15 protein-coding genes are annotated in these 18610 nt (G+C 65.5%); 5 read left to right on the top strand and 10 right to left on the bottom strand.

Annotated elements, in window-relative coordinates; all coding sequences use genetic code 11:
- The first annotated feature begins 89 nt into the window (after positions 1 to 89).
- Positions 90 to 1034 carry a LysR family transcriptional regulator gene (locus ACFVAV_RS25345; RefSeq protein ID WP_379037731.1) on the top strand — a complete coding sequence of 315 codons (945 nt, stop codon included), beginning with the start codon at positions 90 to 92 and terminating at the stop codon, positions 1032 to 1034.
- Here the strand turns inward: ACFVAV_RS25345 and ACFVAV_RS25340 are convergent.
- Entirely contained in the window at positions 1004 to 2314 is a 1311-nt protein-coding gene (locus tag ACFVAV_RS25340; protein WP_379037730.1) for a TerD family protein, read from the bottom strand. The two genes, ACFVAV_RS25345 and ACFVAV_RS25340, sit on opposite strands and share 31 nt — an antisense overlap.
- A gap of 197 nt (positions 2315 to 2511) precedes the next feature.
- Here ACFVAV_RS25340 and ACFVAV_RS25335 point away from each other — a divergent pair, with 197 nt between their 5' ends.
- The gene (locus tag ACFVAV_RS25335) at positions 2512 to 3393 is read left to right on the top strand and encodes a glucosyl-3-phosphoglycerate synthase (RefSeq protein ID WP_379037729.1); all 882 of its coding nucleotides are present in this window, start codon (positions 2512 to 2514) and stop codon (positions 3391 to 3393) included.
- A 59-nt stretch (positions 3394 to 3452) separates the two neighbouring features.
- Here the strand turns inward: ACFVAV_RS25335 and ACFVAV_RS25330 are convergent, their stop codons facing one another.
- The 4 genes from ACFVAV_RS25330 to ACFVAV_RS25315 form a co-directional block, all read right to left on the bottom strand.
- Positions 3453 to 5309: an ATP-binding cassette domain-containing protein gene (locus ACFVAV_RS25330; RefSeq protein WP_379037728.1), complete on the bottom strand. Its 1857-nt coding sequence runs from the start codon at positions 5307 to 5309 to the stop codon at positions 3453 to 3455.
- An 11-nt stretch (positions 5310 to 5320) separates the two neighbouring features.
- Positions 5321 to 6490, bottom strand: a complete 1170-nt coding sequence (locus tag ACFVAV_RS25325; RefSeq protein ID WP_379037727.1) for a type III polyketide synthase — start codon at positions 6488 to 6490, stop codon at positions 5321 to 5323.
- Between the two features lie 48 nt (positions 6491 to 6538).
- Positions 6539 to 8005 (bottom strand): fatty acid desaturase, encoded by a 1467-nt coding sequence (locus tag ACFVAV_RS25320; protein WP_379037726.1) that lies wholly within the window; start codon positions 8003 to 8005, stop codon positions 6539 to 6541.
- Positions 8006 to 8256: 251 nt separating this feature from the next.
- Positions 8257 to 9060: an LppX_LprAFG lipoprotein gene (locus ACFVAV_RS25315; RefSeq protein ID WP_379037724.1), complete on the bottom strand. Its 804-nt coding sequence runs from the start codon at positions 9058 to 9060 to the stop codon at positions 8257 to 8259.
- 325 nt (positions 9061 to 9385) lie between these two features.
- Between ACFVAV_RS25315 and ACFVAV_RS25310 the strand changes: the two genes are divergently transcribed.
- Positions 9386 to 9808 (top strand): DUF6924 domain-containing protein, encoded by a 423-nt coding sequence (locus ACFVAV_RS25310; RefSeq protein ID WP_379037723.1) that lies wholly within the window; start codon positions 9386 to 9388, stop codon positions 9806 to 9808.
- Positions 9809 to 10253: 445 nt separating this feature from the next.
- Here ACFVAV_RS25310 and ACFVAV_RS25305 read toward each other — a convergent pair whose 3' ends face one another.
- Both ACFVAV_RS25305 and ACFVAV_RS25300 read right to left on the bottom strand, forming a co-directional pair.
- Positions 10254 to 11750, bottom strand: coding sequence for a hypothetical protein (locus ACFVAV_RS25305; protein ID WP_379037722.1), 1497 nt, complete (start codon positions 11748 to 11750; stop codon positions 10254 to 10256).
- Entirely contained in the window at positions 11747 to 12685 is a 939-nt protein-coding gene (locus ACFVAV_RS25300) for a S8 family serine peptidase (RefSeq protein ID WP_379037720.1), read from the bottom strand. The genes ACFVAV_RS25305 and ACFVAV_RS25300 overlap by 4 nt, the downstream gene beginning before the upstream one ends.
- Positions 12686 to 13318: 633 nt before the next feature.
- Here ACFVAV_RS25300 and ACFVAV_RS25295 point away from each other — a divergent pair.
- Positions 13319 to 14029 carry a hypothetical protein gene (locus ACFVAV_RS25295; protein ID WP_379037719.1) on the top strand — a complete coding sequence of 237 codons (711 nt, stop codon included), beginning with the start codon at positions 13319 to 13321 and terminating at the stop codon, positions 14027 to 14029.
- Positions 14030 to 14525: 496 nt separating this feature from the next.
- Here ACFVAV_RS25295 and ACFVAV_RS25290 read toward each other — a convergent pair whose 3' ends face one another.
- From ACFVAV_RS25290 to ACFVAV_RS25280, 3 genes are all read right to left on the bottom strand, one after another.
- Positions 14526 to 15797, bottom strand: a complete 1272-nt coding sequence (locus ACFVAV_RS25290) for an MFS transporter (RefSeq protein ID WP_379037718.1) — start codon at positions 15795 to 15797, stop codon at positions 14526 to 14528.
- Between the two features lie 189 nt (positions 15798 to 15986).
- The gene (locus ACFVAV_RS25285) at positions 15987 to 17189 is read right to left on the bottom strand and encodes a lipid-transfer protein (RefSeq protein WP_379037717.1); all 1203 of its coding nucleotides are present in this window, start codon (positions 17187 to 17189) and stop codon (positions 15987 to 15989) included.
- Entirely contained in the window at positions 17173 to 17604 is a 432-nt protein-coding gene (locus tag ACFVAV_RS25280) for a Zn-ribbon domain-containing OB-fold protein (protein ID WP_379037790.1), read from the bottom strand. The genes ACFVAV_RS25285 and ACFVAV_RS25280 overlap by 17 nt, the downstream gene beginning before the upstream one ends.
- 156 nt (positions 17605 to 17760) lie before the next feature.
- Between ACFVAV_RS25280 and ACFVAV_RS25275 the strand changes: the two genes are divergently transcribed.
- On the top strand, positions 17761 to 18549 hold the full coding sequence (locus ACFVAV_RS25275) for a GTP-binding protein (protein WP_379037716.1): 789 nt from the start codon (positions 17761 to 17763) through the stop codon (positions 18547 to 18549).
- Positions 18550 to 18610: the final 61 nt, after the last annotated feature.

Raw genomic sequence — 18610 nt, 5'->3', positions numbered from 1 at the left:
TGGCCCACTAGCAATGGGGAGAGTATTCGTGCAGATCGGATTCGGTCGCAATGGCCAAGTTCGCACCGCACATCTGCAAAGATGCAGAAATGAGCGCGACCTCGCCTGATCCGGGTCCGCGTCCCAGCGCCGATGACCTGCTGGTTCTGCTCGCCGTCGGCCGGTCAGGGCGGTATGTCACCGCCGCGGAGGAGCTGGGAATCAACCACACGACGATCTCGCGGCGGATCGCCGCGCTCGAGCGGGCGGTCGGCGGACGGGTGCTGACCAAGGCCACCAGCGGCTGGGAACTGACGGACCTGGGGAGGGCGGCGCTGTCGGCGGCCGAGACGATCGAGGCCGCGGTGCGTTCGCTCGGTGCGACCGATGGCGAGCGGGAACTCGAAGGGGTGGTTCGGCTTTCGGCCACCGATGGCTTCAGCGCGTATCTGGCGGCCCCGGCCGCCGCGCGCGTGCAGCGCGAGCATCCGCGCGTGGCGGTGGAGATCATCGCGACGACACGGCGCGCGTCCACCCAGCGCAGCGGGCTCGACATCGAGGTGGTGGTCGGGCAACCCCAGGTCCATCGCGCCGAGGCCATCCGGCTCGGCGACTACCGGCTCGGCCTCTACGCCGCGCGCGACTACCTCGCCGTCCGCGGCACGCCGGAAACGATAGAGGACCTGCGCCGCTACCCGCTTGTCTACTTCATCGAATCGATCCTCCAGGTCGACGATCTCGACCTGGCCACCAGCTTCGCACCCGCCATGCGCCAATCCGTCTCCTCGACCAATGTTTTCGTCCATGTCGAGGCCACCAGGGCCGCGGCCGGAATCGGCCTGCTCCCCTGCTTCATGGCCGATCGCCACGACGATCTCGTGCGCGTGCTCGGCGAGCAGGTGCGCGTACAGCTCACCTACTGGCTCGTCACGCGCGCGGAGACACTGCGCCGCCCCGAGGTCGCCGCGGTCGTCGATGCCCTGCGCGCCACGGTCGACGAGCGGCGCGCGGAACTACTCGGGAATCAGCGCGGGTCGGGGCAGCGGCCCGCGTAGTGGCTCAGACCGAGGCCGTTTTTGCTCTTGCTGCGGCCGACCGGGCCGTTCTTGGCCGAACGCAACCAGGTGCCCGCGGTGTCGAGGACCGGCATTTTTTCGCTGAAGGCGCGACTGTAGCGGGTGGTGCCGTCGACGGTGAGGATGCCGTCGCGGACATCGATATGGGCGACAGTGGCCCAGAAGGAGTTCTTGCCGTTGCCGATGACGACGGTGATCTGGTCGGCGTCGGGGCCGGGGAGGCCGTCGCGGCCAGGGCGGCCGTAGCGGACGCGGACGCGGGGCCGCCCGAAGGTGTCGATGGCGCCCGCACCGTTGTCGACGGACTGGTAGACGTTGAGCAGCAGATCGCCGTTCTCGGTGGGGCGCACGACGACCTGTTCGGTGGCGGGGAGGTTACTCGCGCCGGGACCGCGGCTGTCGCCCTGGTGGTGGATGAACGGCCAGGCGGCGAGGTCGCCCTGGTGGCCCTTCTCGCCGCTGATCACGATGTAGTCGCCGGTGATCTCGTTGCGGCAGAAGAAGTACACGTCGAGGTCGCCCTTGCCGAACTTCGTCACGCGCCCGGCCGGGTCGTACTGCGCGCCGCGCCCGTCCCATTCGAGACCGACGGTGAGTACGAAGCCGGGGTCGCCCTTGCGCAGGTCGATGCTGGCGCGTTTGTCGGGCGAGTCCTTGGTGAGGACCACGTCGACCTTGCGGAGGTCGACCGCGGGCGCGACCGGAACGGGTTGCGGCACAGCAGCGGGCGGTGCGGGAGCCGCGGCCGGCGCCTCGTCGACGACGATCCCGTGCTCGGTCGCGAAGGCCGCGAGCCCGGCGCTGTATCCCTGCCCGATCGCGTCGAGTCGCCACCCGCTCCCCCGCCGATACAACGCGACGGCCTGCAGTACGGTCTCCGAATCCAGTCCGGGCGGGACGAAACTCAGCGTCTGCGCGGTGCCCGTGACCGACACCCGCAACCCGGTGACCTCCCCGAACCGAATGCCCTGCGCCTCGGTGCTGCCCGCGATCACCACCCGATGGATCTCGGCGGGAACCGCCGAAAGATCTACCGACACCACAGCATCGGACTCCAACCGCACACCCGGCGCCGCCGGATTGTTGAAGAACACGAAATCGGCGTCGGAACGCACCCGGCCGTCGGCCGTCACCAGCACCGCCGACACGTCTACCGCGCCGGCCGGGCCGTCGAGATCGATGCGCACCGTGTACCGGCCGTCGACCAGATCGGTCTTGGACCCCTTGGCGACCTCGGCCACCGTTGCGCTCCCTGTCATGACGCCGCCCTCCACCGGTCGATTGTCGCGCCAGGCAACCGCTGCCGGCGCGATCAGGCCCACGGTACTCCCGCGGGGCGACGATCGGCCCGGCATCGCCGGAGCCCCACAGCGGGCGCTTCCCGCTCGCTGGCTTCGGTCACAGGAATCGCGGGGAACAGTGGCGGCGCAGAGACGTCTGACGTTCACTGGTCTGCATGGACGTCCGTGAACTGATCGACCGCAAGCTGGGTCGCCGGATCTCGGTGGTGGTGCCCGCACTCGACGACGAGGACACCGTCGCCGGGGTGATCGCCGCCGCACGGCCCTGGCTCGGCGGGCTGGTCGACGAACTACTGGTCCTCGACGCGGGCTCGGCCGATCGCACCATCGCACGGGCGCGGGCGGCGGGCGCCACGGTCTACACCCGGGAGGAGGCGCTACCCACCGTGGCGCCGAGACCGGGGAAAGGCGAGGTGCTGTGGCGGTCGCTGGCGGTGTGCACGGGTGATCTGATCGTCTTCCTCGACGCCGATCTCGTCGAGCCGAACCCGTCCTTCGTGCCCGCCCTGCTCGCGCCGTTGCTCGACGATCCCGGCCTGGCGCTGGTGAAGGGGTTCTACCGGCGACCGCTGGCGAGCGGCGGGGGCGTGGACGCCGACGGCGGCGGGCGGGTGACGCAGTTGGTGGCCCGCCCGCTGCTCACCGCCCTCGCACCCGCCCTGGCCGAGATCGTGCAGCCGCTGGGCGGCGAATATGCCGCCACCAGGACGTTTCTCGGCGACATCTCCTTCGCCAGCGGCTACGGCGCGGAGATCGGGATCCTCATCGACTGCTGGCAGCGGCACGGACTCTCGGCCATCGCCCAGGTCGACCTCGGCACCCGGGTGCACCGCAGCAGGCCGACCCACGAGCTCGCGGTGATGAGCAGACAGGTCGTGGCGACCCTGCTCGACCGGCTCGGCATCCGCGACTCCGGGATCGGGCTCGTGCAGTTCCTGCCCGGCGAAACCGGTTGGCAGCGAACACCGTCCGAAGTCAGCCTCACCGACCGCCCACCGATGACGCAGCTGATCGCGGCACAGCGCGACAGCGCCTGACAACGGCGAACGCCGGTCCGGCCTGTACGGACCGAACCGGCGTTCGTGTGATGCGTGAACTACACCGCGACCAGACCGAAGTCGAGCTTCACCAACTGGTCGGCGCAGTCGAAATACCGGTCGTCGTGGGTGATCACGATGACCGTCTTGCCGCGCCGCTTCAGATCGGTGAGGATCTCGCGGTAGAAGACCTCGCGGAAGCGTGGCTCCTGATCGGCGGCCCATTCGTCGAAGACATAGATCTGGCGGTCCTCGAGCAGGGCGGTGAGCAGGGCCAGGCGCTTACGCTGCCCCTGCGACAGGTCGACGGTCGACAGCCGCCCGCCCTGCACGGTCACCTTGTGCGCGATCTGCAACTCCTCCAGGTACCGCTGTACTTCGCCGTCGATACCGGGACGGTCGAAGCCCAGGTAGTCCTCGAACAGATGGAAATCGGTGAACACCGCCGACGAATTCTGCCGGTACCACTCGATGTTGTCGTGGTCGATCCTCTCCCCGTTGAGCGACAACGACCCCGAGCGTGGTACGTACAGACCGGTGATGAGCTTGGCCAGCGTCGACTTGCCGCTGCCGTTGCCGCCGACGATGAACGTGATCTGGCCCGGTTCGAAAACCAGGTCGATCGGACCGAGCCGGAAGCCCACGTCCTCGGAATCGTCGCGTCCCGGCGGTGGCGCCAGCGGCCGAACATCGTTGCCGCCGTGGTCGACCCAGGCCTTGCCGTTCACATCCGGCTGACCGGCGGCCGGATGCGCACCGGGATGCGCCGGATGCGGCCCGCCGGGACCGGGACGGCCGTTGCCTGCCCGCGGCGGCATGCCGGGACGCGGCGGATGCCCACCACGCTCGGGCGGGCCGTCCGGCTGTGAACCGGGCGGCGGCGGAACCGGCGACGGAGCCTCGGAGCGGTACACGTAGCTGACATTGGTCAGTTCCAGCTTGGCCTCCCCTGCCGCTGGACGCTCGGTGTACGGCAGGAGTTCCTCGTTGTGCAGGGTCTCCATCGACAGGTTCATCGCCCGGATCTTGGCCAGCGCCACATCGCCGCGCAGCAGATCGGGGATGCGGTGCATGAAGTTCTGCATCGGCATCGCCAGGAACGTGGTGACCAGCACGTAGCCGACCATCGTGTCCCGCGGCAGATCCAGCGCCGCCGCGACGACGAACAGGATCAGCGCCATCGTCGCCAGTTGCAGTGCCTGGCCGAAACCCTGCGCGTAGGAGAACTTCGAGCCCGCGTCGGTGTTCTGATCACGCAGCGTGCCCGCAGAGCCGAGCAGATGCCGGTCCATGAAGTCCCGGCGACGACCGCGGTGCAGCTTCAGTTCCTTGATGCCGAGGGTGACGGCCTGGAACGAACGCAGCAGTGCGTCCTCGTTCTCACGCGCCTCGCGGTAGATGCCGCGAACCCGCTTGAGCACCAGTTCGACACACGCGATGCCCACCAGCGTGCCCGCCACCGTCACCGCGAAGATCGGCCCCGACACGATGAACAGGAACACGAAGCAGCCGATGATGGTCGCCACGTCGACACAGATCGACGGGATGGCGGTCACGGCCTGCGACAGCGAACGGACATCCTCGGTGAGCGTCGCCATCAGGCGGTGCATACCGAGCCGCTCCAGGTGTTCCAGCGGCGCGGAGACGATGCCGGAGCTCAGATCGCTGCGCAACCGGTAGATCGCGTCCTGCGACAACCGGATCAACAGCACCTGCGAGGCCACGCCACTGACCAGGATCACCAGGCCGGTCAGCCCGAACCGCAGCAGCAGCTGATCAGGCTGCGGCTTCGGCGAGACGACCGCGTTGATCAGCGTCACCAGGTAGGTGTTGGCCACACCGCAGATCAGGCCCGCGGCCACCACGGCAGCGATCCTGGCCGGCGAGAGCGCGGCGAGAAAACGGAGTAGATGCATGACGTGCGCTCTCAGCTGCGGATGACATCGAACACGATGCCCTCGAGGGTGACACCGGGCGCGAACGAGAACGCCACCCCGGTGGAAATCGGTGTCGCCGACTGCGCGTCGCGGATCATCCGCTCCAGCACGAAGATCAGCGAGACACTCAGCATGTTGCCGTGCTCGGCGAGTACGTCCCAGCTCGGCGCCGCCGCCGCGGCCGGGATGCCCAGCGAGTGGGCCGACTCCTCGATGATGCGGGGACCACCGGGGTGGATCGCCCACAGATCGATATCGCTCTTGCCCAGGCCGTTGCGCGCCAGCACCTCGGTCACCACCGGATCCACCCCGCGGTAGATGTAGTCGGGCAGGCTGGTCGCCAGCTCGCAGGTGATGCCCGCGTCCTTGATGCCGAGCACGATGCCGTCCTCCGCGTCGTCGAACAGGTGGCTGAAGCTGTCGCGGATGACGATGCTGCCCGGAGCCAGCGGCTGGTGCACCTGGTTGGCGCCGATCACCACCGCGCCGCAGCCGTCACCGAAGAGGCTGTGGGTGATGACATCGTTGACGTCGTCGTCGAATACGGCATTCACCGAACTCAATTCGATGCACAGCACCATCGCCTTCTTGTCCGGGTTGGCCCGGACGTAGTCGGTGGCGGCCCGGATGCCGTTCATCGCGGCGGCGCAACCCATGAAGTTGATGATCATGCGGCCGACCTTCGGCGACAGACCCAGCTGTTTGACGACCGCGACGTCGACGCCGGGGGCGATGAAGCCGGTGCTGGTCACGAAGATCAGCTGACCGATGTCCTCGGCCGGGTTCTCCAGTCCGGCGACGGCGCGGCGGGCGACGTCGACGGCCAGCGGCACCGCGTGCTCGAAGAACAGGTTCATCCGCTCCCTGATGGTGCCGGGGCGGCGGCTGAACTCGAGGAACTCCGGATCGAGCGGGTCGATGGCCAGGTGCCGGGTGTCGATCCTGGTCTTCTGGTAGATCCGCGGAATCCGCTGGCGCTGAGCCGGATCGGAGAACAGTTCGGCGACCCGCCCGGCGTTGACGGCCTGGTCGACCACGCGCTCGGGCGAACCGGTCGCGACCGCTTCGATCACACCGACCGTGGTCGGCGGGGCGGGCGGTAGCAGGTCGTGCCCGCGCTCGACGTCGGCCGTGCGGAGCAGGTCAAGGGAAACAGACACGGGCACAAATCCTTTCGAAACAGATACGAACGTGGCAACGGAGTCGGATCAGACGGTTCCGATGCCGGTGAAGCCCTGCACCGTGTAGGTCACACAGGTCTTCAGCGCTGTGGGTGCGCAGTGTTCGCGCACGAATCCCCACCGGTTCTCCTCGGCATCACGCGACGGCGCGAGCAGATAGGTCCGGCACAGCTTGGGGAAACGATCTCCGAAGAAGCTCTTCGCGGGCAGCCACTCCACCCCGAACTTCGCGGCCTCCTCGCGCACCACGTCCTCGGTGGCGATATTGGCGAAACCGCTGCGCTGGAACGGAAGTACGTGATGCACCCGGTGCGAGCTCAGGCCGGCCGAGAGGAAGCAGTCGACGTACTTGTTGCCGACCACCGTCAGGTCGTAGGCCTGCTCGAGCTGATTGACCGCCCAGTCCTCGGTCTCGGTGTGCAGTTCCTCGGTCGGCACCTCGAAGTCGTGGCTGGCCACCACCATGAAGGTGCTGATCCACAGCGTGATCGCGAATTGCAGTGCCCAGGCCCAGAAGTCGCCCGCGACGGTGAAGACCACGAACTCGGCCACCAGCAGGAAACGGACGCCGAAGGAGCCGATGAAGTGCGGCAGCGCGCCACCCCAGGTGCCGTACATGTCCTTGATGCCCACCTTGCGGGTGAGCCGGCAGACGTCGAGCAGCCGAATGATCATGCCGGTCAACAGATGTCCGAACTTGTGCACCGTGTGCACCGGCACCCGATACAGGCGCGGCACCTGCATCATCATCGTGAAGACGTTCTTCTTGATGTCGACTTCACTCTGGGTGTGCGGGTGGTGCAGCAGCGCGTGGCCGTCGGCGGTGACGAAAGACAGTGCGACATAGTTCATGTCGAACGCGTTCACCGCGTACTTGTTGAGGCCCTTCTGCGCCCGGTGGATGGCGTAGTGACCGAAGCCCGCCAGCGAGCTACGCAGCAGCACCATCGCGATCACGAAGACCGGCAACGGCATCCAGCTGGTGTCCCACAGACGCAGGCCCTGCACCGCGAAGTACAGGAAGATCAGCACCGCGACGACGATGTCGAACGCGCGGTCCATCCGCTTCAGCCGGGCGGCCAGCTCGGGTTCCTTGATCCGGGCCTTGACCTTGTGCAGGAGGTCGTTCTTGTTGTCGAACTTGTACTTCGGGGTGTCGTCCCAGCTGTTGAAGCCTTCCTTGAACAGGAAGTCGGGCGCGTTGTTCTTCGGGTGGATGTCCTCGGGAGTGGCATCGCGACCGAGGCTGTAACGCTCGATCATCCGCGCGATTTTTTCCGGATCACGGTGGTAGGAACCGATGATCGAGGTGATGTCGCGGTTCTTCGTCCGGCCGATGAAGAATTCACCACCTGGATGCTTGGAGATCCAGTCACTCAGGTCGTAGGCTCTGCCGTTATAAACCCATACGTTGTTGACGGGAGGCCGACCCCCGGGGCCGGGCGGTGGCGGGAGCTCGCGCTCCGCTTCATCAGGTCGATCATCGATCGTCATTTGTTCTTCCTCCGTGTCGATCGGCGTTCGATGCGTGTTGCCTGCCGACCAGCGTCCCGACACGTATAGTCCTTGTGGCGCCTTGCATCTCGCTGAACATTCTCTTATTGGTTGTGCGTGCGTGCGTTCGGAGCTCGAGTTACCGCAGGCGACACCCAGACGACACACCGGCCCGGGGCTGCGGACGGCACTGCGTGCCAGGTTCCGCGTTCCCCGGACCGGTGTGGGTGATCCGGTTCGTCCGGCTCAGATCAGCCGGCGGGCTTGACGATGTTGACCGGCTTGGCCCAGTTGGACAGGCCGACGGTGACCTCGCCCTGGTCCTTCTTCACCACGGCGCGAACAAGATTCGGGCCCTCACCGGTGGACGCGGCGTCCGACGGCTTGGTCGAGTCGGAGGCGGGCGGGGCGGTGTCCTGGATCCACAGGGTGATCGGCATGGTGCCCGCGTTCTCACCGACGCGCGGCACGATCGGGTCGATCACGGCGGCGTCGATGGTGCCGGTGATCTTGACGGTGTTGATGCCGTTGATGACCTCACGGCCCTCGGCCTTCGGGTTCTGGACATTGGCGATCACGTTGGCGATGCCCTTGTCCTTGTCCAGGATGACGCCCGGATCGTAGACCTTCTCCGCCGGGCCTGCCGGCACGTAGCGGCCGCCGGTCTGGGTGTATAGAACCTTGTCCACCACAAGGAACTTCGCCTCGGTGAACTCGGCCTCCGGCTTGAGCTTGACCTTCGCCTCACCCATCGCGGCGCCGGAACCCTGGGTCTCGTTGGTGACGTCCGCCGAGACGGTTTCCACCGGCAGGTTCGGCAGGTTCTTCACGTTGATGTTCAGGTGCACGGTGCGCAGGGTCTGCGTGGTCTTCGCCGACTCCTTCACGAGCTGCGCGCCGTCAGGCAGCTGGCCGGTCGGCGGCGCCGTCGTGGTGGCGGCGTCGTCCTTGGTGCAACCGGTCACGAGGGCCGCGCAGAGAGCGGCGGCCGCGACGATCGAGGTGATGCCGGAGCGCCGCGAGAAGCGGCTCCGGGGGGTGGGGTGCGGTGTCATGTCGATCAAGTTTCATCCCCTGGAGATGTCGTGTATGGCGTTGATGAGGCAGCCGAAGCTGCCGGTGCCTGCGACATACTAAGCAGACCATCGGACATCTCGCGCTCCCCCGACGGCGATAGTACCCGAGGATCGCAGATTGCGACTTGCAAGGGCGCGGTGGAGTTTTCAGCGCTGAAACGGCCCAGGAAACCGGCTGTCGACGCAGGTCAGCCGAGCGCGGGCGCGCGTCGCCTCGGATCTGAGGACTTCCGTATCGGCGAATTTCGACGTCGTGATGTCGGTTGCGCACGGTGTTCGGCTGCCATAGTGCACAATCGGGCGTATGGCACGATCTCTGCCCCTGGGCGAATCGCTTCTGGTGCGCACGGACTTCACCGACGACGCGGCCTGGGCCCAAACCCTCGCGGCGGTCATCGCGTCCTACGACGAAGACACGATGACTGAGCTGACACCCGTCGACGACGCGACCTTCGACGGGCTGACCCCCGCCGGCCTAGGCGATCTGGTCGATGACCAGACCTATGTGTTCCTCGCCGACACCACCACGATGACCGACCCCGAGCACCCACTACTGGCGGTCGATACCAGCGACGAGGATGTCCGAGGTGACGGCGACCCGGTGTTCCGGATCGCGCCGATCGCGATGGCCGAGGTCGAGGCCAACTTCCTCCTCGCCACCATGGACTTCGAGGACTACGCCGGCAGCGTCGACGACGACGGTGTTTTCCGCGGCTTCGATCGGTGAACGCGGCCGGCCCTCATGACCGGCCACAGGTTCCACCGAGAAATCCGCCACGCCCCACCGCCATGTGGGATCTGTCCACCGTATGCACGAGGGGGCTGTCACCAGCAGGGGGTGAGATTGTCCCGGCCCGCCAGTGGGGCGGGGGAACAGCCACGTGTACCAGGTGAGGCTGAACCCAGTGAGTCATACCACCTCCGCACTCCTTGTAGCATCAGCTAGCGGACGATCCGCTAGCTGATGCGGCCGACATGATCCCGCGGCTGGCGTCGAGACTGCATAGGGCCCGACAGCGCGGACACTGCAGGCGCGCCATAACGCGGTCACCACCCGGGCCAGACGCGGGTCGCCGGGGCTGGTGCCGAACAGCACCCGGAACTGGCTGAGGATCGCCAGCTCGGCCAGGTCCAACCGAGCTCGATTCACCGGCACTTCTTTTCGACAACGACTATCGCTCGTGGTACAGGCTGTAGTTGCCGCTTCCGGTCTTGTCGTGCGCGCCGCCGGCTGGGCATTTCGGGTTCGGCCGACCGCCGAAGAACAATCCCTGGCACTTGTTGCACCAACGCCAGTCGCTTTGTTGACTGGAGGATTCCCCCGCATTGTGCCAAAGGCTGTAGTTGCCGCTGTCGGTCTTGTCGTGCGCGCCGCCGGCTGGGCATTTCGGGTTCGGCCGACCGCCGAAGAACAATCCCTGGCACTTGTTGCACCAACGCCAGTCGCTCTGCCATCCCTTGGTTTCGCGCAGGTTGTGTGTCAAGGTGTAGTTGCCGCTGTCGGTCTTGTCGTGCGCGCCGCCGGTCGGGCATTTCGGGTTCGGCCGACCGCCGAAGAACAATCCCTGGCACTTATTGCACCAACGCCAGCCGCTTTGAAACGAGCCATCGTCCTTTTCGGAGAGTTTCCAGGTGTACGAAAACTGGTACCTCGCGTGTCCGCGCTGACCTTTCGTTTCCGCCATTACGCTTCGAGTCTCTTTACGTTTCGTATCATTCCAAACCGCATCGTAGTCGACGATATTCGCCGTAAGCGTTACAGGTGCGAATATTATGTCTCCCCAGAGTGTGGAAATCCAGTCGACCAATTCGCCATAAGCCCAGGCGGCAATTTCGCCGCCGAGTTTTCCGAGATCCCCTCCCTCGGCTCCTGCCCTGCGGATCCACTCCTTGGCTTCACCCTCAGTCTTCGCCAGGAGGTCGTTTAGGGTCTCGGAAAACAAATCGCCGTCATCGTTCTCGCAGAGAACAATGATCACAATGTAAGACTTCGGGAATGCAGACCCTCCGGTCAGATTGAATGCCGCCACTTCCACGGGTGGCGAATACTTCTTCGTATCTTTGTTATCGAATTTCCCGAGATTGATCGACTTTTTGGTGTTGCCTTGCCGGTGGATCTTTTGGGTGTCACCTGTCTCATCGACCATCGTTCCGCCAAGCCACATGTCATCCTTCCCTGCCTGTGGATCCGACTCGTTTCCGCAGTGCACCTCGGACACCTGCAGTCTCAACCTATTCGAAAGTTCCAGTTGTGGAGACAAGCCGCCACGGACGCTAGCTCCGGTAAGTTTCGCGATCTCGGCGGCGGTGAATTTCAGATTCGACAGAGGGATCGACGAAGCTTGTGCAGAAATAGATTTCGACGCGCTGAGATCGATCTCGGACAGCTTGCCGAAACGGCTACTCAAGAACTCCGGCGACGCCAAGTGTTGAACCACCTGTTGGGCTGCGGCAGCCTTTCTGGCCGCTGGCATCGCATCGAACCAGGCCGCAAGGGTCGTTTCGACGGAATCAGGCTCCGCAGGTAAAGGAAACTTCTTGCGGTCAGCGTGGTGAGCCGCAACCCTGATGGCGGCCAATTCAATAACACTTGCCGCTCGCTGACCGATCTTCTTCAGTTTCGGATCTTCGAGTTCGCCGAGTGGCGCGTAGGTATTCATTTTACTCATCGGACTCTCCTTGTCGTTTCATCATTCTTTCGGGCGATACACGGTTCAGAGTGCTGTCGGCTCAGCGGGTCAGCGGGGATCGTGGGCGTCGCAGACCAGGAGCCGTGGGCGGATATGGAAGCGGCAATGAGCCCGGCGGCAAGAACGCATGAGGCTGACGTGCCGCTGCGACGACAGACTGCGCGGTCGTGGATCGGGGCGATGACTCGGTGACCGCGAGCGATGATGTCTAGGCGAGGGCTGGTTGCGCAGTTGGGAAGCAGGGCGCCGGTGGCGGTGCATGCCCCGACTGCGAGACAGTGGGGGTCCCTGGCCGGGAACATGATAGGTCGTGGGGCGCAGTTCCCGGCTGCTGCGAGTATCAAAGCCCCTATGTCCGCGGCTGCGCACAGCGCATCCGCTAGACCGGGGTGCTCGTCGTGTTGGCCGAGTGGGATGGCGATCACGGATGCACCCTCCGCGGCCAGCCAGGTCAGAGCTTCGGCGACGGTGTCGGGCTGGGACATGCCGTTGGGTGATGCGGTGCAGGCAATGAGGAGCCGTGCGGCCGGCACAGTCCCAAGGAGCTTTGCGCTGCCCTGCCCCACGAGGAGTGATGCGGAGAAGGATCCGTGCCCACACAACCACTGCGAGGCGTTGTCTCGGGCACCGAATCGACGGACGGTGATGTGCGCACCCTCAAGATCGGCTACAGAGGGGCTGTAGTCGCCCTCGAGCAGGCCTATGGTGATGCCTGCTCCTCGATTGTCCACCACTGTGGGCGGCCACCATAGGACCCTTGGATCGACCCATCGTGTCGGCTCCGAACCAGTTGTTCGGCATTGTAGATACTGGGCTGCATCCCGAACGCTCGAGGGTGGATCCAGCGGGATTTCGGGCCGCTGCGATATACTGGCGTTTGGTGGCTCTGCGACCTCCACGGCATGAGCGCCCATAGCTGGTAACCCCTTCGAAAATAGTATCGATCCCCGTCAATAGGGCTATCTAGATCTGTACGTCAGCGGGCTACGAGAATCGCGAGTAGTCCGCTACCTGATGACAGGTTGATGGTTATCCGCTTGCGACAGCCGCGCGCTGATCAGTCCTGCGCTGCTGATTCGCTATCGCCGCAACAGCAGACGACGATCTGGACCATAGGTGAGCTCTGCGACCTCGATCAGTCCTCCATCCGGCACTTTCTTCGGCAGCGTTCGGCCGCGGACCCTGCCACCTTGCTGAACGTCCTTCGCCAGCGAATCGAACAGGCAGAATCGAACGCGGCAGAGCATCCGTGGCGAGCGGTTCCGAGCAAACTGGTCCGAGCTGTTGGCTGAGCGCGAACACCCCGGTTTCATCCAACTACTGAACGTGCTGCTCACCTGGATCGCCAGGGGAGACTCGAGTCTCCGCGCGAGCATGGGCAGCAACTTGTTCGCCGCGGCTGCGGCAGGAGCTTTCGATCAGCCAGCTCCTTCTACAGGAAACCCTTGAAAATGGCAGCGAGCAGATGCTCAGGCTGCTGAACCGGTCAGGGGCGGTACGGCCAGTGAGCGGGTCCGGTTGCGCCTCAGATCATCCGCACATGCCCGATGAGCGAGCATCCCAGTGCCTGCGCTGTCGGTGTGCCTTGCGAGCATGGGTGCGTGGGTAGTCACTGCATAGAGTTGCGTAGCGCCAAACGCGATGATGTTCTTTCGTTCATCGGCGCAACATCGTTGACCGAGGATCAGGTGCGCCGCCTCGGCCGCATGAAGGATCGGGCAACCGCCTGTCAGGGCGCACTCGATCACCAAGACATCTTCTGGGACCTGTCCATACCTGACGCGCTCGATCACCTGGTCCGAGGCCGGGCCGATGCGCCTGGCGATGACGCAGGCTGCGCATATCACGCCGCACTTCAGATCATCATCGCCAGCAACGGTTCCGATCCCGCCGAGGTCGGGTACTTTCGCAACCCCATCGCGTACTTCTTCGAGCTGGATAAGGAACTCGAACGCTGTGGCGTGCCCCAGGAGTTGTGTTCGTTCGGGTTCCTGTTCGCGGGGCCTCCGACCGAAATCCCCTTCCACATACCGGGTTCGCTGGAGGGATACCCCGCAGTCGGCCACCTGGCGGTTTCACGAGCGAAAGCTGTCGCCGATGCCTATCGGGCAGTCATCGACAAGATCGATCAAGACTTCGTCGACGATCTCACCGCGCTGGTGGAGAAGTTGGAATTCGAGCACCAGGACTGGGCGAGTCGTCAGGGGCGAGATGACAGCTGGTATGTCCCGGACACCCTCTTCTTTTCGACCGACTGACGATGTCGACCCCAGGACGTACGCACTTCTGCCGCATATCGCGCATACAGCCAGCGGTTGGGCTGCCGTTGATCCGGTTGCCCGGCGGACTTGACGGTCTGCCGGGCAAACGTCCTGTACCGCCGTGCAGGCGGTTTAGCTTAACTGTGGCGCAACCGATTTGGCGTCGCGGCGTCTCGGGGCATGGGCCCCTGGGAAGCTGCGCCATCCGCTGGTTCAAGGACGTCAACTGCACCCTTTCGAACCCGACGGGAAGAGCTGATGTCGGGAGCCTCCCACCGCACGTCGACTTCGGAGTCGACGTGCAGCGACCTGTTCCGCCCCTCGACTCTCCGACCGCGACCAGAAAGGGTTTGCCTGTCGGGCTGACAGGATTTGAACCTGCGACCGTCCGGCGAGCGTTCCGGTTTCCAGAACCTACCGACATGAGCCTAATACTGCCCAGCACCAGCCTCTTTCGGGAAAGAGTAGACGGGAAAGCGCGTGGAAAGAAAGGTCAGGTCGGCCGAGGGATCGACGGGTCGGCTGTGCCGTCCAGATCCGCGGCCGGGCCCGAACCGCTGGTCAGTGTCGCGGCGTGCCCGCTCAGCAGCAAGCCGATCCCGACCAGCAGCACCGGGACGGCGGCGGCGAGGAAGGCCCAGCGGACACCGGCGGCGGCGAGGAAACCGAAGGCCGCCAGCGACAGTGGCGAGAGCACCGCCCTGGGCAGGTCGATCAGGCTGTTCACTCGGCCGAGCATCGTCTCCGGCGCGGTGGTCTGCACGAAGGTCGGCAGCGCGACGTCGGTCGAGTACGCGACACCGAAACCCAGCACGGCCAGCAGCACGACCGCGATCAGGTAGTGCGGAACGAACCCGAGCACCGCGAACGAACAGCCCTCGGCGATCGTCATGGCGACGATGAGTACACCCCACCGCCGAGGCAGACCGAACGTCGCGGCGGACAATGTGCCGGCCAACTGGCCCAGGCCCCACGCGGACAGCATGGCGCCGAGCACGACGGAGCTGTTGCGGAAGTCCTGCGACAGCGTGGGCAGACCGACGCCGAACAATCCGCTGTAACTCAGCGTCGCGGCGCCGACCAGCAGCAGGATGATACGGACCTCCACGCTGCGGCGGGCGTAGGCGAACCCGGAGGTTATCTCCCGCAGCACTGCCCTCGCGGAGAACTGCTCGACCGGTTCGGGCTCGCGGCGCGGCGCGGCCGATACGGTCACCGCGCCGATCAGGAAGGTCAACGCGTTGAACCCGATCGCGATCGGCGCACCGGCCACCGCCATGAGCAGACCACCGAGCACCGGTCCGGCCAGTCTGGCAGCCTGTTCACCGGCGCCGAGTAGTGCGTTCGCTCTCGGCAGGTCCGCCCTGCTCACCAGGCTGGGCAGGATACCGGCGCTCGCCGGATGGAAGAACGCCTCGGCGGTGCCGATCACGATGCCGATCACGAGCAGGTGCCACAGTGTCACGGCGTCGGCGGCCGCCAAGACTGCCAGCACGGCAAGCAATGTGCCACGCACGAGGTGGCCGATCAGCATGATGGTGCGCGGCGAGAACCGGTCGGTGATCGCACCGCCGATCAGCAGCAGCGCCCCGTGCGGGACGGTCACGGCGAGCATCACCATGCCCAGCGCCGCGGGCGACCCGGTCACCGAGAGCACCAGCAACGCGAGCACGACCTCGTAGCTGGCGTCACCCACCATCGAGACGGTCTCGCCGCCCCACACCCACCGAAACGCCCTGCTCCGCAAGGGACCCCGAGCTGCCATCACGATCTTCTCGCATAGTCGCCGCGGGTGTGGAACACCCCATGATCATCGCCGCAACTCATCGGTGCCGCCAGATCATTTACGGTCACCGAAGTGACGAACTCGGCGGTGTGAGATCTTCGGCGCCGCAACGACCGTCGCGATCTACCAGCTGAACCTCGCCGGACCGAACACGGAGTGATACCGGGTTCAGCGGGTGGCGATGATGGCCGAACCGTGGCCGAAGAGGCCTTGATTCACCGCGATGCCCGCGCGCGCATCGTCGACTTGGCGGCCCTCTGCCTGGCCGCGCAACTGCCACGTCAGCTCGCAGACCTGGGCGATCGCCTGCGCCGGTATCGCCTCACCGAAACAGGCCAGCCCGCCACTGGGGTTCACCGGCACCTGTCCGCCCAATGTCGTTGCACCACTGCGCAACAGCTTTTCCGCGCCGCCTTTCTCACAGAGTCCGATGTCCTCGTACCAGTCCAACTCCAGCGCAGTGGACAGGTCATAAACCTCTGCGAAGGACAGATCGGCGGGCCCGAGTCCAGCCTCTTCGTAGGCGGCGTAGGCAACGGCGGAACGGAACTCGCGCGTCGGAACCTCGACGGCCACGGCGGAGTCCGTCGCGAAGTCCGGCAGATCGAGCACCGTTTTCGGGAACGTCGGCGTGACCGTCGACAACGCCCGGATGCGGACCGGATCGGTGACGCCGTGACTACGCGCGTACTCCATCGATGTCAGCACCAGCGCCGCACCGCCGTCACTGGTGGCGCAGATGTCGAGCAGCCGCAGCGGGTCCGAGACGATCGCCGAGGCGGCGACTTCCTCGGCAGAAACCTCCTTGCGATAGCGGGCATACGGGTTGTTCAGGCCGTGCCGGGCATTCTTCACCTTGACCGCGGCGAAATCGTCGAGCGTGGCGCCGTGCAACGCCATTCGCCGACGGGCATACAGCGCGAAATAGATGGGGTTCGTTGCGCCGAGCAGGTGGAAACGCAACCAGTCCGGATCGTCGCGGCGTTCGCCGCCGACGGGCTGGAAGAAGCCCTTCGGGGTGGTGTCGGCGCCGACCACCAGCGCCACGTCACACAGCCCGGCCAGAATCTGGGCGCGCGCGTTGGCGATGGCCTGGGCACCGGAGGCGCAGGCGGCGTAGCTGCTCGAGATCCGCGCCCCCGTCCAGCCGAGTGCCTGGGCGAATGTCGCGCCCGAGACGAATCCGGGGTATCCGTTGCGGATCGTGTCCGCGCCGGCGATATAGCCGACGTCGCGGTGGTCCACCCCGGCATCGGCCAGTGCCACGCGGGCCGCGACCAGTCCGTATTCGACGAAATTGCGCCCCCACTTGCCCCATTGGTGCATGCCCGCACCGAGGACGGCGATATCGCGATTACTCGTCTCGGTCATCGACCGGCCTCCACATCCACACCGTATGTTCCGCTTCCTCGTCCTCGTACAGCACGCCGAGGGTCAGTTCGACCGGCATGCCGACCGTCAGGTCATCCACCGTCAGGCCACGGACCACCTGCCCGAGAATCACCATCTGCTCGACCTCGAGCTCCACGGCCGCGACGACATACGGCTCGAACGGATCGGGCGAGACGTAGGGCGGGGGTGGCTTGTAGCGGGCGTCCGCATACGACCAGATCCGGCCACGGGTGGAAAACAGGTACTCGACCAGCTCGGAGCCGTCCTTGGGACCGGCGCACTGCGGGTTCCGGCAGGCCAGCGCGTTCCGCGGGAAATACGGTGTGCCGCAGGCAGTACAGCGACTCCCCTGCAGACGCACCGTGCCGTCGTCCGCGGTGAACCAGTCGGCCACGGCAGGGCGTTGTTCTTTCTGCACAAGCCCGACGGTATAGGAACACGTTCTACTTTGGGGCGGGAATCCGCTTCACCGGCACATCGGCGGAGGTACGGTGAGACCGGATTGAGGATGCGCTGACATTCTCGAGTCGAGTTGGAGTACCACAACGCGATGGGCACCGAAGTCATTGAACCGCAGTCGATCCGCAACGTCACGATCATCGGGGACCCCGAGGAGACGACACGGGTTGTCCACCGGCTGACCCGCCGTTTCGCCGAAACCAGGCCCGACACGGCGGCTACGGTCCAGTGGACAACAGACCACATCGATCACACGATTCGTCTCGCCGAGCTGTCGAGCCACGCGCCCATCGCGACGATGGAGCGGTCCATCCGGGTAGCCGACGGGGTGGTCGCGGTCATGAACGCCGCCGCGAAGCGCACTCCCCGACTCGAGACGATCCTGCGGGTTGCCGACGACCACCAGGTCGCACGTCTGTGCCTGGTGACCGGACTCGATCATCCCGCCGCGGACTTCGACCGCTGCGTCCGCACGATCGCAGATACGCACGGGGCGGTGCCGTTGACGCTGCAGATCCCGCATGGCATCGGCACCGAGTTCGAAGGCGTCGTCGATCTGGTCCCGATGTGGACGCTCGAACCGATGGGTGTCGAATTCTACGGCAGCCATTGGCAAGTCGCCGAGCAGCGGTATCGCAGCCTCGTGAACACGGTGATGGAACAGGACACCGGGGTTCGGGACGGCGCACTCGGCCCGCGAGAGATCTCACCCGAACAGTTGTACGACCGTGTCCGCTGCCTCACCCACATCGGCGACGCTGCGCCCGTCCTGTGCGATGCGGCCCCGTGGAGTGATATCGGCCCGTTCCTGGACGCCATCATCCGATATCTGCCGTCTCCGCTGCATGTCTGTCAACCGGAGCACGCTCTCGACTATTGACCGAGGCTGACCGCGTCCGACCTCGACACACCAGGTGGCGTCTGGGCGCGCACTACTCCTA

This window comes from Nocardia sp. NPDC057663 (genome assembly GCF_042799895.1).
In the GTDB taxonomy this organism is placed as follows: domain Bacteria; phylum Actinomycetota; class Actinomycetes; order Mycobacteriales; family Mycobacteriaceae; genus Nocardia.
Note: the sequence above shows the minus strand (reverse complement) of the source record. Positions and strands in the feature narration are given on the sequence as shown.